General features: G+C 41.6%; 13 protein-coding genes. 7 read left to right on the forward strand and 6 right to left on the reverse strand.

Translation table 11 applies throughout. The features are described from left to right. The first annotated feature begins 110 nt into the window (after window positions 1-110). Together ung and PLE34_RS09085 are read left to right on the forward strand one after the other, a co-directional pair. Window positions 111-788 carry a uracil-DNA glycosylase gene (gene ung, locus PLE34_RS09080; RefSeq protein WP_324556060.1) on the forward strand — a complete coding sequence of 226 codons (678 nt, stop codon included), beginning with the start codon at window positions 111-113 and terminating at the stop codon, window positions 786-788. Between the two features lie 169 nt (window positions 789-957). After that, on the forward strand, window positions 958-1,710 hold the full coding sequence (locus PLE34_RS09085) for a lysophospholipid acyltransferase family protein (protein ID WP_324556062.1): 753 nt from the start codon (window positions 958-960) through the stop codon (window positions 1,708-1,710). Here PLE34_RS09085 and PLE34_RS09090 read toward each other — a convergent pair. Then, window positions 1,697-4,477, reverse strand: a complete 2,781-nt coding sequence (locus PLE34_RS09090; RefSeq protein WP_324556064.1) for a putative LPS assembly protein LptD — start codon at window positions 4,475-4,477, stop codon at window positions 1,697-1,699. The genes PLE34_RS09085 and PLE34_RS09090 overlap by 14 nt on opposite strands. A 94-nt stretch (window positions 4,478-4,571) precedes the next feature. On the opposite strand from PLE34_RS09090, the gene PLE34_RS09095 reads away from it, so the two are divergent. From PLE34_RS09095 to PLE34_RS09105, 3 genes are all read left to right on the forward strand, one after another. Beyond that, window positions 4,572-5,546 carry an N-acetylmuramoyl-L-alanine amidase family protein gene (locus PLE34_RS09095; protein ID WP_324556066.1) on the forward strand — a complete coding sequence of 325 codons (975 nt, stop codon included), beginning with the start codon at window positions 4,572-4,574 and terminating at the stop codon, window positions 5,544-5,546. A gap of 181 nt (window positions 5,547-5,727) precedes the next feature. Beyond that, window positions 5,728-6,735, forward strand: a complete 1,008-nt coding sequence (locus PLE34_RS09100) for an MlaD family protein (RefSeq protein ID WP_324556068.1) — start codon at window positions 5,728-5,730, stop codon at window positions 6,733-6,735. After that, on the forward strand, window positions 6,732-8,726 hold the full coding sequence (locus PLE34_RS09105; RefSeq protein ID WP_324556070.1) for an OstA-like protein: 1,995 nt from the start codon (window positions 6,732-6,734) through the stop codon (window positions 8,724-8,726). The genes PLE34_RS09100 and PLE34_RS09105 overlap by 4 nt, the downstream gene beginning before the upstream one ends. On the opposite strand, the gene PLE34_RS09110 is transcribed toward PLE34_RS09105, so the two are convergent. The 5 genes from PLE34_RS09110 to PLE34_RS09130 all read right to left on the reverse strand — a co-directional run bounded on the left by PLE34_RS09110 (window position 8,698) and on the right by PLE34_RS09130 (window position 13,900). Beyond that, entirely contained in the window at window positions 8,698-9,876 is a 1,179-nt protein-coding gene (locus PLE34_RS09110) for a glycosyltransferase (protein ID WP_324556072.1), read from the reverse strand. The two genes, PLE34_RS09105 and PLE34_RS09110, sit on opposite strands and share 29 nt — an antisense overlap. A gap of 1 nt (window position 9,877) precedes the next feature. Next, window positions 9,878-10,612, reverse strand: a complete 735-nt coding sequence (locus tag PLE34_RS09115) for a methyltransferase domain-containing protein (protein WP_324556074.1) — start codon at window positions 10,610-10,612, stop codon at window positions 9,878-9,880. Window positions 10,613-10,624: 12 nt separating this feature from the next. Then, the gene (locus PLE34_RS09120; protein WP_324556076.1) at window positions 10,625-11,839 is read right to left on the reverse strand and encodes an oligosaccharide flippase family protein; all 1,215 of its coding nucleotides are present in this window, start codon (window positions 11,837-11,839) and stop codon (window positions 10,625-10,627) included. A gap of 139 nt (window positions 11,840-11,978) precedes the next feature. Then, a complete protein-coding gene (gene tpiA / locus PLE34_RS09125) occupies window positions 11,979-12,740 on the reverse strand; it encodes a triose-phosphate isomerase (RefSeq protein WP_324556077.1) in 762 nt (253 codons plus the stop codon). Then, window positions 12,737-13,900 (reverse strand): putative sugar nucleotidyl transferase, encoded by a 1,164-nt coding sequence (locus PLE34_RS09130; RefSeq protein WP_324556080.1) that lies wholly within the window; start codon window positions 13,898-13,900, stop codon window positions 12,737-12,739. Before PLE34_RS09130 ends, tpiA begins: the two co-directional genes overlap by 4 nt. A 252-nt stretch (window positions 13,901-14,152) precedes the next feature. Between PLE34_RS09130 and PLE34_RS09135 the strand changes: the two genes are divergently transcribed. Together PLE34_RS09135 and PLE34_RS09140 are read left to right on the forward strand one after the other, a co-directional pair. Next, window positions 14,153-14,752 carry an RNA polymerase sigma factor gene (locus tag PLE34_RS09135; protein WP_324556082.1) on the forward strand — a complete coding sequence of 200 codons (600 nt, stop codon included), beginning with the start codon at window positions 14,153-14,155 and terminating at the stop codon, window positions 14,750-14,752. A 123-nt stretch (window positions 14,753-14,875) separates the two neighbouring features. After that, window positions 14,876-16,063 carry a FecR family protein gene (locus tag PLE34_RS09140; RefSeq protein ID WP_324556084.1) on the forward strand — a complete coding sequence of 396 codons (1,188 nt, stop codon included), beginning with the start codon at window positions 14,876-14,878 and terminating at the stop codon, window positions 16,061-16,063. The last annotated feature ends 144 nt before the right edge of the window (window positions 16,064-16,207 follow it).

Genomic DNA, 16,207 nt, shown 5'->3' on the forward strand with positions numbered 1-16,207 from the left:
GCTGATGCTCCCTGCCTGCCGGCAGGCAGGTATCCAACTGAGCTACCGGACCTTTTTAGGTTGGCAAAGATAATTTTTTTTAGTTTGCACCCAAACTGAATTCACAGACCATGGATGTAAAAATAGAATCAAGCTGGAAAGCGGTATTAAAAGACGAATTTGCCAAGCCTTATTTTGAACAAATCGTTCATTTTTTGAAAACGGAAAAAATGGCTGGTAAAACAATATACCCGCCGGGGCCGCTTATTTTTAACGCATTTGAACAAACGCCTTTTGATAAAGTAAAAGTGGTTATGCTCGGGCAGGACCCTTATCACGGCGCAGGCCAGGCGCACGGCCTGTGTTTTTCCGTTCAGGATGGCGTACCTCCTCCCCCCTCGCTTATCAATATTTTCAAAGAAATACAATCGGATATCGGGATAACAATGCCTGCAAAGAAAGGAAACCTTACCCACTGGGCACAACAGGGGGTATTATTATTAAACGCTGCGCTTACGGTAAGGGCAAACGAACCTTTCAGCCATTCCAAAATAGGATGGGCTGTATTTACAGATGCGGTTATACAAAAAATATCGGAACTGAAAACAGGCATTGTTTTCTTATTATGGGGAAAGTTTGCCCAGGAAAAGCAGGCGCTGATTGATGAAACAAAACATCATGTATTGAAAGCAGCGCATCCTTCTCCTTTTTCGGCCGATAAAGGCTTTTTCAACTGTAAGCACTTTTCAAAAACAAACAGCCTGTTGCAGCAGCAGGGAAAAGACCCGGTTGACTGGAAGATTGAATGATTTGAAATTGATTGCGCTTCGGATTATTTAATTTATAGTTTATGGTTTGTGGTTTATTGTTGGAGTTTCCTTCGGGTTTCGGATTTATTGCTTCAAATTTAATATTTGAATTTTATTTGGTTCTTGTTATTTGGTTCCTGATGCTTTTATATCGAATTTCGGATTTAATATGGTTGTTATCAAAAATATATTCGGTCGTATATGGGCTTTCTGGGGAGCCATTATATTTATCGCCACCTTACTTATAGCGGTTGTACCCATTTGGTTAACCAACTACATAAAGGAGCCGAAGGGTACGGAAATATTCCGCCGGATATCAAAAGCATGGATGGAATTCTTTCTTTTTATGATCGGCTGCAGGATTATTGTAAAGGGTAAAGCACATTTTGCAAAAGGACAAAACTATATTGTAGTGAGCAATCATAACTCTTACATGGATATACCCATTACCACGCCGCAAATCCCGGGTCCAAACAAAACCATTGCCAAAGCGGAGCTTGCAAAAATCCCCCTGTTTGGACTGATCTATTCAAGGGGCTCCGTATTGGTTGATCGTAAAAGTGAGCGCAGCCGTAAGGAAAGTTATGGTAAAATGAAAGCTGTGCTGGAACAGGGGCTGCACATGTGCATCTATCCCGAAGGAACGAGGAATAAAACCAATGAGCCGTTAAAATCCTTTCACGATGGCGCCTTTAAGCTGGCGGCAGATACCGGGAAATCTATAATACCTGCTTTATTGTTCAACACCAGAAAGGTACTGCCGGGCAGCAGTAAACCTTTTTATTTGTGGCCGGCAACCCTGCGAATGGATTTCCTTGCGCCGGTTGCGGTACAGCCCGGTGATACAGCAGCTAGCCTGAAGGAGAAGGTATTTAAGATCATGTACGACTATTACAAATCCCATGCTGCTAATTATTCCTGAAAGTACGGGTGCGGTTTATTTTAAGGTCGCGCAGCATGCCTGATTTCGGGTAGATAGAAATATTAAAAGAACGCCACAATCCAAAGGGTGTGACATTAATAGACATCTGCCAGCAATGCATTTCACGGGAGATGAACATGGAAAAAGAAGGGATCTTCAGCGTTTGAAAATCAAAATAGCCATTGGCGCCTACTTTCCATTTTTCTGTTAAGCTAAAATCGCCGTTGAACTGAGCACTGGAAGTGAATCGTGTATCAAAGCCACTATAATCGCGCCTGAGTATCTTGCTGAAGCTTAAGGAATAGGAAAGATTGATTGACCAGGGAATGTTAAAGTCAACAAATTCGGAGGGATTCCTGCGAATATAATCCATCTGCTGTTCCATTTCATCTGCCGTTAGGTTATCATAATTATCATACTGCAGCTGGTCATCTGCCGCCTTTTTATCTTTATCTTTTTCCTTACTTTTAAAGCTCGTGGATACAGAAAGGCTGCCATTGGTAATACGTCCTAAAGAGATCTTATTATCCTGCCAGGCATATTTATTTATCCTGAATCCCATGCTGTCAATAAGATAAGGATCAATATTGGCGCTGGCTGTAATATTGATCTTATCGAACAGGGTACTGCGCGCATACAGGTTAAATGTAGACAGCTTAAAGGAATCTGCCAGAAGATTATAGCTTCCCGTTATGCCAAATCCATCAATCAGCTTTACTTTTTTAAGGCCGTCTCCCTCTTCTTCGCTGGTACTGTCGGGCTTGTCTCTCACCTTCATCTCCAAAAAATTATCTATACCAAACCCTATGCTTCCCGATTCACCATACCCAAAGGGGCCATACACCCCGCCATCATACTGCGATAACATCCTCCTGCGTCCGCTGGTGTCTGTTTGAGTGTTTACATAATATGATTTAGACAGATCCGGCTTATAGCCTATGCTCATTTGCGGCCGCATAACATGGCGGATGGCCTGTACTTTGGCATTCTTATCTTTCATGTTTAACGTACCGAACATAGCAGTACTGAAAGATACCGACATCGAGATATCACGGGCGGAGTAAAAGCCTTTACTAACGGAGCTGTCTACTTTATTGGTTTGATTATTCCACGTTCTGAACAGCTTTTGCGAATACCATCTTTCCTGGTAGCTGAAGCCCGGTGAAATTTGTATGGATCCTACCTGCGGCAGCGCCAGGGAAATAGGTATATTATGCTGAGCCCCCCATTGAAAGGTATCAATGATTTGCTTAAAGGTAAAGGAGGTATCAACAAATGAAGTTATACCGCGTGCGCTGCCTGTATAGCCGATGCCCAATTTATAATACCATTTTCCTGAACCTGCAATTTCCTGCGGTTGAAACGGGTACAGGGTATTAACATTAAAATTAATATCCGGGAGGTTAAGGTTAACTACGCTGGTATTATTATTCTGGTTATGGTTCAGGTTTACGGAAAGGTTATAAGGCTTACCGATCCATGATTTCTGGTAAGATATGGAAGAGCTTAACTGGTTGGCAAAGCTTTGGGGTTGGCTGTAAGAACCACCTGCACCATTGCTTTGGTCAATAATAGCATTTGTAGGTAAATACTTGGTGTAGGAGCTCGACCCCGCGTTTACGCTTGCCGAAAAATTTACGCCCGGTCTTGCTTTGCTGTCCATCCGGTGGCTCCAGGTTAAAAAGAAGCTCTTGTTCTTGGCATAATCCGCATCACCCTTAAAACCCTGGTGCGTATTCTGGTAGCTGAAATTGAGCGAGCCGTTATAACGGTACCTTACCCGGTAAGTAGGCGTAAGATTTAACCGCCAGCTCCCGTAAGAATAAATATCCACCCGCGAGGTAATATCAAAGTTGTCATTAATAACTTTATAGTACCCCAGTCCTTCTAATCCTAACCCCAAACGGTCTGTAACGGTAAACTGCGGCGGTAAAAAACCGGAGTGTCTCCCCTGCTGCATGGGAAACATACCAAAAGGCAATATAATGGGCAACACTGGCACATTTTCAAACTCCACGCCTACCGGGCCGGTAACCGCCATTTTTTTGCTGATGTATTTTATTTTTCTTGCCCTGAAAGCAAAGTGGGGCGTATCTAAATTGCAGGTGGTAAAACGGCCCTTAAAAGCATAAATGGTTTGCGCGTCAACTTTTTTTACTACCTGGGCATAATTATACAATTCACTTTGCTGAAAATAACTGCTATGGGTAAGTCCTTTTTGTGTTTTGAAATTAAATTCCAGGCTGTCATTCACCGTGGTCATATCGCCCTGTACCAGGGTAGCCTGTCCCAACACTTTGCCGGCTGTATCTAACTTCATCCTCGCTTTTACCATGCTGGTTTGCTGGTCAAAAACAATTTCGGGCGCTTTAAGGTCTACATCTTTGTATTTTACCCCTGTTTCACCATAGAGATATAGTTTTTGAGCGGTTACATCCAGCACCATCGAATCTTTGGCTTCATACTCAACCGGAGCATCAATGGAATCTTTAGACATTTTTACGCTAAAAGTGTCTATCTTAACCCTGCTGGCAGAATCGCCGCGCAGAGAATCCGGTTTATTTTTTTCTATAAGCGTATCCGTTAGCGGAACAGGAATGGAATCTTTTGACGATGGAATAGTATCTGTGCGTGCTGTTAAATAATTGTCAAAAGCAAATGGAGGGTGGATTTTTGCCCATCCAATATGCGTTATTGCAACAGTAAGCAGCAGTAAGGTGGAGGTAAATATGTAATTTCGCTTAAATTTGCGATGTTTATTTTTCATACATACACTGGGCAACAAAAATAGCCATATTACAGGTAAGAAAACGTGAAGATTGAAACTGAATTACTAAACCCCATTAAATTTTAACAAGGGCATGAAGAAAAAAACCATCGTTGCATCCTTTTTTCTTTTTTCTTTTTTTATTTCCCTGGTTTGTTTTTCGCAAACCCAAAGCCGTATTAAAACGATTATTGTAGATGCGGGGCACGGAGGCGCAGACCAGGGGGCTAAAGGAAGCTATTCTACTGAAGCCCAGATAACGTTACAACTTGCTTTAAAAGTAGGCGCATTGCTGGAGAAGGAATTGCCGGAAACAAAAATAATTCAAACGCGAACCAGCGATATTACCCAGCCTGTAAGGGAAAAAGCAGCTTTTGCCAATGAAAATAAAGGCGACCTCTTTGTTTGTATACATGTAAATGCCGCTCCCCCCATCCGTCATTCACAAGTTACAGGATACCGTACCCGCACTTATTATACCGGTAAAGGCAATAATAGAAAAAAGCATACAAAAAAAGAACCTGTATATAAAAGATGGACCACACCTAACCCCCGCTCCGGCACAGGAACCTATGTGTGGGCTGCCGACAGGGATACGCATAAAGCCGATGCGGTATCTGAACGTTTTGAATCGGAAGGAGAGCTGACCGGTGTACCCGACCCCTCTACACCCGAAGGCGCCATTGCCAGCAGGTTATGGGTGCAAAAATATTTTAAGAACAGCGTTCGCCTGGCTTCCATGATTGAATCTGAATTTGTAAACAATGGACGTAAAAGCGATGGCGTGTTACAGCGCAATGAAAAAGGAATATGGGTATTGCAGGCCACCAATATGCCTGCTGTGCTGATAGAGACAGGTTTTATCACTAACAAGGAGGAAGAAGATTACCTGAACAGTGAAAAAGGACAGAACGAAATGTCGGCGGCTATTGTAAAAGCTATAATGAATTTTAAAAATCTACAGGACAACCTCAGAAACGCTGCAGATATATCCAATGCAGAAGCACCTAAAGAACAGTCTTCCATTTCTTCATCCGGCGCAAAGTTTCCGGAAGCTCAAAATCCCTAAGCTTTCAAAAGCAATATGCCGGCGCTTTGCCTGAATATCCTATTTTTGCAACGAAAGGGTTGATTTTGAATAATAAGTGAAGGGTTGCTATCGTTCATCCTGAGGTTTTTGGCTGGCAAATTGTATTATGTAAAACAAATTTGTTTTATCCGGCATCAGGATCAAAAATAAAAATTAAGGGATGAAAATTTCTAATGAAACCAAAGTAGGTGCTTTAACAGCAATTGCTATTACATTGCTTATTCTGGGCTTCAATTTTTTAAAAGGGAAACCCATTTTTGAAAAAAGTTTTAAAGTATATACTATTTTTCATTCCGTAGAAGGACTGTCTGTTTCCAATGCTGTTATGATCAATGGCCTGCAGGTAGGTAAAGTATATAAAATGCAGGAAACGGATAAGAACCTCAGTGGTATACTGGTTACCTTAAATCTCAGCAAAAGCATCAATATTCCTAAAAATTCCATCGTTCATATTTCAGGCAGCTTATTAGGCAACACTACTTTGGATATAGATTTGGGAAATGATGCTGCTTTTGTAAGAAACGGCGATACGCTTGCCTCCAACACTACCCTGGGTTTACTCGACCAGGTTAAAAGTAGCCTTGATCCGGCAATGGTAAAAATAAATGCCTCTTTGCAAACGCTTGATTCGGTATTAAAATTAATCGGGAACGTTTTTGACCCGCGCACGCAAAATAATTTTCAAACTATTTTTGCCAACCTGGCCATATCCACCGCTCACCTGAACAGTTTACTGAATACACAAACCGGGGCATTGGCCCAAACCTTGTCTAATGCCAGCGCCTTTACAGGAAATCTTAAAAAAAATAATGATACCATTACCGAGATTTTCGCTAATCTGAAAAACACTACGGGCCAGCTTGCCGGACTGGAATTACAGCAGACTTTAACAAAATTAGATGCAGCAGTTACCGGGCTTAGCACTACTTTACATAAAGTAAACAACAACGATGGTACGTTAGGACTGCTGATGAACGATAAGAAATTATATACTAACCTCAATTCCACAGCCAATAGCCTGAATATTTTATTACAGGACTTCAGGATACATCCGCGCAGGTATACCGGCGGCCTGGTATTTGGCAAAAAAGATAAATCAGCTCCTTTAATGACGCCTTTGCCTGATTCGCTGACTACAGTACCCGCTACAGATAAAAAACGGAAATGAATACACGAATGAGGATTGTATTATCCGTATTTTTTTTGCTGATCTTCCATTTGGCATGGGGCCAGCAAAAACCCGGAACGGCCGTTACTCCTGTATCTTCAGCGCAAACTAAAGACAGTGTCCGGGAAGTACACCTCATCCGCTCCGACGTACTAAAATTTGAAAAGAAAGACAGTACTGAATTACAAATATTAGTAGGCAATGCCATGCTTCGCCAGGAAAATACATTTTTCAACGGCGATAGTATTATTATGAATAAGCAGCAAAATGTAATTGAGGTTTTTGGCAATATTCATATTAATGATGCAGACAGCGTAAATGTGTATGCGCAATATCTTATTTATTATGGCAATACCAGGATTGCACATCTCCGGAAAAATGTAAAGCTCAGCGACGGAAAAGCAACGCTTACTACAGAAGCGCTGGAATATGACCTGAATACCAAAACAGGCATTTACCTTGATGGCGGCAAAATTGTAACATCCACCTCTACCCTTACCAGTAAAGAAGGCTATTATTATGCAGATACAAAAGATGCGTATTTCAGAAAAAATGTTCATCTCATAGATCCTGAATATACCATGGCAACGGATACCCTTCTGTATAATGCGGAAACACAAATTGCCACTTTTGTATCGCCTACTACCATTAATGATGGCAAATCCATTATACGAACATCCGATGGTTATTACGATATGAACAAAGGATTCGCGAACTTTGGCAAACGCCCGGTTATTGAAGACAGCACGCAATACATTACCGCTGATCATATTCAATTCGACAAAACTACTGGCGAGGGACACGCGCAAGGTAATTTTGTATACATTGATACAACGCAGGGCGTAACGCTTTTATCGGAAAAAAGTGATTTTAACCGGGATACGAAAACGGTACTCGCCACGGGGAAACCGGTAATGATCATTAAACAGGATAATGACTCCATATTTATTACCGGCGATTCGCTGTATTCGGGTATTAAAATGGATACTTTATATGTGAAAGACAGCAGCGTATCTGACGGTTCTTTAAACTCCCAGCCTGACCAGTCTGCTCTTTTTCCGCAACAGGACAGTACGGTGCTTCCTGAACCCGGCCGGAATACCTCGATGAAGCTGTTAGAAAGACCACTCCGCGCTGACGTATCAAATAAACCTCCTTTGTTGAACAGGAATAAGCCCTTACAGGCAAAAGACACTGCAAGCCAGCCACACGCCGATACTCTCATAGCCAAGCAGCAAATAGTAGCAAATGATCCTGTAAATATTCCGGTCGTTACCTCAACAGATTCCATACTACTGCCGCCGCTGGTTAAAGATTCGCTCCCCGGGGATGGCAGCGATAGCCTGGCAATTCGTGCAAAAACACTACCCGGAGCAGAAGCAGATACGGTTAAAGGAGTACAGGTGCAGGATATTGACAGGATAGACAGTGTGCGTTTTTTCCAGGCATTTCGTCATGTACGGATATTTTCCGATTCCATGCAGGCGGTTTGCGACAGTATGTTCTTTTCGGGAAGAGATTCTATTTTCAGGCTATACATAGATCCGATTGTGTGGGCAAAAGAAAGCCAGATTACGGGAGATACCATTTACCTGTATACCAGGAACAAGAAGCCGGATCATATTGAAGTGCTTGAAAATGCTTTCAGCATCAGCAGGAGTAATGATAGCTTTTATAACCAGTTGAAGGGAAATGTGATCAACGGTTTTTTTAAAGACGGCGACATAGACCACATTGTGGCTAAAGGCAGCGCCGAAAGCCTGTATTATTTGCAGGATAACGACAGCGCCTATACAGGCGCCAATTATGCACAGGCAGATTTGATTAACCTGTATTTTATACAAAAGGAGCTCGATAAAATTACATGGCTTTACCAGGTGAAAGGGGGATTTTACCCGGTAACGCAGGTGCCGGAAGAGAGACGCAGGTTTAGAAACTTTAAATGGGAAGAAGCCCGCCGGCCTAAAACGCGGATGGAATTGTTTGAGTGAGCACTTGCTGGTACAGGCTATAAAATTGTTTGCCAATTACGCTATAATTGTATTTCTTTTCCGCGTCTTTTGCAATCTCATAGCGATTAAATGAATCATAATTATCTATCATCCGGATCATTGCTTCAAGCAGTTCTCCTTCATTCTCAGATTGAACAAGCCATCCGTTTGAATCATTAACAGCTTCCGGGATACCCCCAACATTTGTAGCAATTACCGGTAATCCGCAACACAATGCTTCAATGATTACACAGGGAAAATTCTCATACCTGCTAAACATAACTAAGGCGTGAGCATATTGCATCTCCATTGCCACCTGCTCATGAGACAGGATGCCCGTCCACCTGACCATTTTATCAAGTCCCAGCGAAGCTGCCAGTTGCCTTAATTGAGGGGTTTCCCACCCGGCCAGGATACATTCCCAATTGACACGTTGAGATTTTAGCTTGGCCAATACATTTAAAATTCCTTCAACATTTTTGGGATGATTCATAGTTGACGCGTGAAAGAACCGGAATACCGGGGACTGGTTTTCCCCTGGGAAGAAAACATTTGTATCAACTACATTATGAATAACAAGGAGAGATGGAAGTCTGAAAATTTCCTGTAGCCGCTTACCGAGTACCTTTGATACTGTTGTAACTTTAGCGGCATGTTTAAATATTCCGGACACCGTATGCCGGTAATAAGCGCTACGGTTAAAATAATTGTCTGGAATGAGTTTATAGTAAGCGGAGGAATGTTCCGAAATGATGTACGGTATACTCCATTTCTTTTTTATCCATTTTGCAATCACCCCGGATTTCATTGGAACGTGGACGTGTACAAGATCAGGGAGACCAGCTTCTTTAAAATGATTCCGGATGAACCTCCTGTATGTTAAATAATATTTTCCATTATATATTATTTTATCAAGCAGCGGAATACCTGTTCTTTTAAATGCAAAATATATGATGTATTCTTTTACATTTTCAGCTTCTTTTATTTCAACCTTTTTCCGGAGAACTTCAATTTGGGGACCGTATTGTACGATATGTATAACAGTGATAGCTGAATATTTTGATACAGCTTTTGCATGACGTTGTATGAAATCACCATCAAATGGATTAAATTTATTGGGATACCAATTTACGAGCCAAAGTACTTTCATACTATTTTCGTTTAAAAGTGCCGATAAGGCAGTCTCCAAGTAAAGGGAACCTTTGCAAAATAAAATTAATCCGCTTATCTTTTTGAAAGTACATACCAGACATAATATTATCTATTTCAAATTTGTCATCCGGAAATAAACGCAAAAGGGTAACCGGCGAAAAATACCAGTAATGATCCGGGTGAATCATTTCCTTACCGTGAAGGCTTCCGGCAATGGCGTTTAATGACGTATAGTTTGGTACGGTAACCAGAAAAATAGTAGCAGGAGGAAATATATTGTATAGATTTTCTATAGCCTGATGCGGATCCTTAAGATGCTCAAGGATTTCACCTAATAATACAATATCAAATGATTGATCAATTATTTTTAGTGATTCTTTGTCTAAAATATCCCCTTTACCAACCCGGCTATCGCCTGTAATTTGAATATACGTATTTAAAGATGCTTCCTGGTTGTCAATGCCAAAAAGGGTTTTAGTAACTTTTTTGAGCTGTAGATGTAAAAGTTCCCCGGTATTAATTTTTTCCTGAGTGTAAGGACAGTCTGTAAATCCGAAATGCAAAACCGTTTTACCTGAACAATATTGCAAAATGTAATCAATCCGATTTACAAGTGCAATGGGAGATGGTAAAATGCTATCCGCCGCCGGTGTTATCCTGTGCTTCAATGATCTTCTTAGCCAGAGTAAGCCGGCAAACAGGTTAGCCCATCTGAGTTTGTTTAACGATTTCATATTGAACTGTAGTTAATGAAACTTATGAATAAGCCAGGTTTTGATTGTTTGGATATCTCTTTTCTGCAACACCAGCAATTCCTTCCAACTTAAAGTATATTGGAGGGTGAACATACGAATAAGAAATACAAGACTTACAAAATATCCTATGCTGCTTACCAATGCGGCTGCTTTTATACCTTTTTCAGGAATAAAAATAATGTCGCCGGCAACTATTACTGCAAGGCCAAGTGCGGAACAAATAATATTCAGTACTACTCTGTTTTGCCCGGCAAAATAAGCGCCAAGCAGATTTAATATACTAAGAAAAAAGATACCAGGAATAAGTAAAAGATAGGGAATGTACATATTGTCAAAAGTATTTCCATACAGCAAAGGGAAAATCCAATATCCAATAGATATTAAAATGAGCGAAATGAAAATATAGGAACTGGTAATCACCCTGGAAAGAAATAGTACAGATTTCTTCGCTGATTCCTTGTTGTTTCCTGCAGAAATTGGAAATATTGCACTGGCCATTATTGCCGGTATCACAAGGAACATATGTACTAATTTAGACACTTGTATATAGTTGCCCAGATCATCGGCAGAACAGTACCTTTCAACAAACCAGTAATCAATCCTGTATAGAAGAAAAAAAAGGAGGTTGGCTCCAAAGGCCTTAAGTGCATACCGGAATACAGGTAGTAGGGTTTTCTTCGAAGGAAATACTATTTTCCATCTTTTCCGCTTCCGCAACACAAAATAGCCCCCTACCAAAATACCCTGCATTAAAAATCCCAAAAAGTAGATGGTTGTATATTGATTCTGATCAATCCAGTATCCTTCACTAAATGGCATAAGTAATATCAATAGAAAATTGACTAACGTCATAATGATGTTAGGCGTAAAAAAATCCCTTTCTGCATAAAAAATCGCAGTAAAAAAATTAATCAGAACACAACCTCCGATATAACAGATCGTTTCAAAATAATAGGGGCTGTGAGATGGAGGGATGGCTTCTGAAAATATTAATATTTTCAGTATCAGACAGATCAAAGTTGTGGAGATCACCGACCAGGCTATGGCAAAATTGGAAAGCACGAATGATTCCGTTTTTCCAGAAGCAATATAATAAGCAATGCCCGATTCCAGGCTCAGGCTGCTAATCGTAACAACTAAGGCCAGGCTATTAGTAATAAAATAAATGAGCCCGCTATCTGCAGCTTCATAATAGCGGGCAATCATTATATTTAATCCTAGGACCGAAACAAAATATATTCCTCTCCACAATATACTTTGGTATATAAGGCGCTGGAATATCATGTATTTAATCCGGATTCACCAATCATAGAAAATACTGCTAAAAACGATACCTATATTCCGTCTATTTCAACGCATCAATGATCTGCCCAAAATCCGCAGCAATTAACGATGCTCCGCCTACCAAACCGCCATCCACATCGGGCTGTGCAAAAAGCTCTTTCGCATTGCTGCCCTTTACACTGCCGCCATATAAAATGGGAACTTCACCGGCAACGGTATCGCCATACTGCCTGGCAAGTACATTACGCAGGTGCGCATGCATTTCCTGGGCCTGTGCGGCCGTAGCTGTTTTACCAGTACCTATAGCCCATATTGGTTCGTAGGCAATTACCATTTTCTGTATCTGCTCTTCAGAAAGATTAAACAAACTTTCCTTTAATTGCTTTTCCACGTAATCGTTCTGGGCGCCCGACTCCCTCACCTGCAATGCTTCGCCGCAACAAAAGATAGGTGTTAAGCCATACGTTAATGCCATACCCGCTTTTTCTTCGAGCATGGCATTGGATTCACCAAAATATTCGCGCCTTTCCGAGTGTCCCAGTACCACGTATTCCACACCGATGGATTGCAGCATTTCCGCCGATGTTTCGCCGGTATACGCACCGCTGCTTTTGGTATAGCAGTTTTGTGCCGCAGTAAAAAAATTCAGTTTTCCCGATATTTTATCCTGTGCCAGCAGCAGGTAAGGAAAGGGAACTGCAAAAACAACTTTTTGATGCGCCTGCAAATCGTGTGGCGCTTTTAATATTTCGTCAAGTAAATGCGTTGCCTGATCAAGCGTTAAATTCATTTTCCAGTTGGCTGCTGCTATCTGTTGTCTCATGGTATGGTTTGTTTATAAAGATGGTCAAGTATTTGTATATCACCCTGTGTTAAATCGTGCTGCTTTAATTTTTTCCAGTTAGCAATATGTTCAATGGCTTTATCAAAGATATAGCGCTGCGTATAACCCCAGGTAAAATCGGGCAGGTGCTTTGGAGCAAATCCCTGTCCAAATATATTAGTGGCTATTCCTGCAAAAGTACCGGTATTAAACGAAGTATTAATAGCGCTGCGGCTATAATCACCCATTAATAATCCACATTTTAAGCCAACAGGCACACTATCGCTTTGCCCCTTATTGCTATATACAACAGCAGCATCGTTCCTTACATTAGAATTGGATGTGCCTGCGCCAAGGTTGCACCACTCCCCTATTACCGAGTCGCCCAAATAACCATCATGGGCCTTATTGCTGTAACCCATCATTACACTGTTTTTAATTTCACCACCGGCAGTACAATAAGGTCCGAGGGTGGTTGCGCCGTATACTTTAGTACCCATTTTTAATACGCTTCCCGCTCCCATGGCAAAAGGCCCCCGTATCATACACCCCTCCATAATAACGGCATGCTTTCCCAGGTAAACAGGTCCTTCCGATGCATTAATGAAGCAATGCGATATGGCTACTCCGTCTTCAATAAAAATATGCTCCGGCGCCGTCCATCCATAAATATTTGCAGCGGACTGATGTAGCCTCTCAGCGGTTATTAAAGCGAAATCGCCCCGGATCAAATCGTCATTCCATTGAAAGATATGCCAGGGATATATTATTTTTTTCAGGATAAGATCGCAGGGGATGCATTTTTTAAATTTTCCCGGAACAATTGTATGTATGCTCCAGTCTTCATTGGCAGGCGAAACCGCGGCAATAACCGCTCCATCCTTAACAATAGCTTCGTTCACCTGTAAATTCATGATTTGGGCTACCAGGCTATTATCTGCAATTACAGCGGCGTTGATCAATATCTTTTCTCCGGCCGGAGGATGGGGATATGCTGCCTGCAAATAGGGCGCTGTAAGAACATATACTTTTTGGCCCGTCAGCTTTTCCCATCTTTCCCTGATGGTAAATATACCCGCGCGGATATCGGCTATAGCGCGGATGCCTGTAAAAGGATGCAACAGGTTCCTGTGCGGAGTGTCAAATAATATGAGCGACATGCTTAAAGAATGGATTCAAATTTCCTGTGTAATATCTGAAATCCCAAATTTGATTGTAATTTCAGGATGATAATCCAATCTTTGGCGCAGCATTGGTGATGATTGAGGGATCATTTTTCTTTCAAACATGATGGTATTCACCCTGCAATACGGCTTTGCCTACCCCGAAATAGTCTTATGTTCAGAAACTATGTAAAGGAATTATGGTTTTTCTATTAAATTTGGAAGAACGAAATCAGAGATTAGTAGTCATTGTCAAACACAAACACATATCATGAAACAGCTCTGCTGCACCGGGTTGCCGAAGGCGATGAATTGGCCTTCCGGCAGGTGTATGACCATTACACCAGGCGCATTTATTCCTATGCCCTGAACCTGACTGAATCGGAGGACAAAGCGGCCGAAGTGGTGCAGGAGGTATTTCTGAAATTGTGGCAAAACAGGCAAAAATTGCCGGAAGTTCAGCAGTTTAACGCTTGGCTTCATGCTATTGCCCGGAACGTTTTTTTCAATGCCATTAAAAGAAAAGCGCAGGAATCCGTTGCCCTTCGGCAGCTATACATCACTCGAAGGGAGGCCATCCATGAAACCGAGTATTTCGTCCTTGACCGGGAAAATGATGCCCTCCTGCAACAGGCTCTTGCCCGGCTTCCTGATCAGCAAAAGCTGGTTTTCCAACTCCGCAGCCAGGGAATGAAGCAGGACGAAATTGCCAGCCAGCTACAAATTTCAAAAAACACTGTAAAGGTTCATCTGAACCGCGCTTTGAACAGCATCAGGGATTACCTGGGCACTCATACCGATACTGCCCTTTCCCTTCTGGTCATCCTCCTTTCAGGAAAACAGCCCTGAAAAAATATTTTCCCGTCTTGTAATACCACCTTCCTTTTTTGAACTCCTACTATATGTTGTCCAACCTTCGGGTTAAATTTTGATCAATTTACTACGGGCAGCCAACGGAAAAATGATTGAGCTATGCAACAAAGCGACAGATTAACCTACCTTTTTCAGCAATACCTGGATAAAACCTGCACCCGGCAGGAAAGGGAGGAGCTGTTTCAATACATCAGCGAAGCGCAAAACGACCAGGAACTAAAAAAACAGATCGAAGTCACCTTTAACGGCAAATTTTTACTGCACAATCAGGATCATGAGCAGGCCGATCTTATTTTCCAAAACATTATAGCGGCCGAAACACAACCCAGCGTTCGGAGAATGGGTTTTTGGAAATATGCCGCTGCCGCCTCCATCGTGCTGGCTGTTGGCGTGAGCAGCTATTTTCTTTTATTCAACAAGATTGAAAAACCATCTGAGATAGTAACCACATCCCCTAAGGATGTAGAAGCCCCTAAATACACTAGGGCCATTATCACCCTTGCAGACGGTAGAACGGTTGCCATTGACAGCGTAACCAGTGGTATGCTGGCGCAGCAATCGGATGTAACTGTTACCAAAACTGCCAATGGAAAAATTGTCTATGGAGGCAATGCAGACGAAATTGTTTACAACACACTTACTAACCCAAGAGGCAGTAAAGTAATAGATATGCAGTTGGCTGATGGTTCGCATGTATGGCTGAATGCCGGTTCATCTGTTACTTATCCTATCGCATTTATTGGGAATGAAAGAAAGGTTGAAATAACAGGCGAAGCCTACTTTGAAGTAGCGCATGATGCAACAAAACCATTTTTTGTTAGTAAAGGTGATATGCATGTACAGGTGTTCGGCACTCATTTCAACGTGAATGCTTACGAAGATGAAAGCGATATCAAAATAACCTTATTAGAAGGTGCTGTGAAAGTAAGCAACGGAATTAATGAAGGATTATTGAAGCCAGGACAACAAGCCCGGGTTGCAACCGGCAGTAACCCTTCGGCTTCACTCAGGGTGATAAGCAATGCTGATCTGGAAACAGTAATGGCCTGGAAAAATGGTTTGTTCAGTTTTGACAATGCCGACCTTCCGGCTGTAATGCGGCAGTTATCAAGATGGTATGACATAGAAATTGAGTATTCCGGAGAAGTCCCTGATATAAGATTTCAGGGAGAGATATTAAAGGACCTCAGCTTATCGCAATTGTTGAACGGACTTGGTAGTAGTACCCGTATCCATTTTAAAATGGAAGGAAGTAATAAAGTAATTATCCTTCTGAATAAAAATTAAATTGAAATAATGTAAGAAAAATACGAAGCAGACAATAAAAAACCGGGACAAGTTTGGAACCCTTCCCCGGCTTTATTCAGGCTAATTGTTAACAGGCAAAACTGTTTATTATTTAACCCAAACAATGCAAAAGTATGCAAATTA

This window comes from Agriterribacter sp. (genome assembly GCF_035445465.1).
Taxonomy (GTDB): domain Bacteria; phylum Bacteroidota; class Bacteroidia; order Chitinophagales; family Chitinophagaceae; genus Agriterribacter.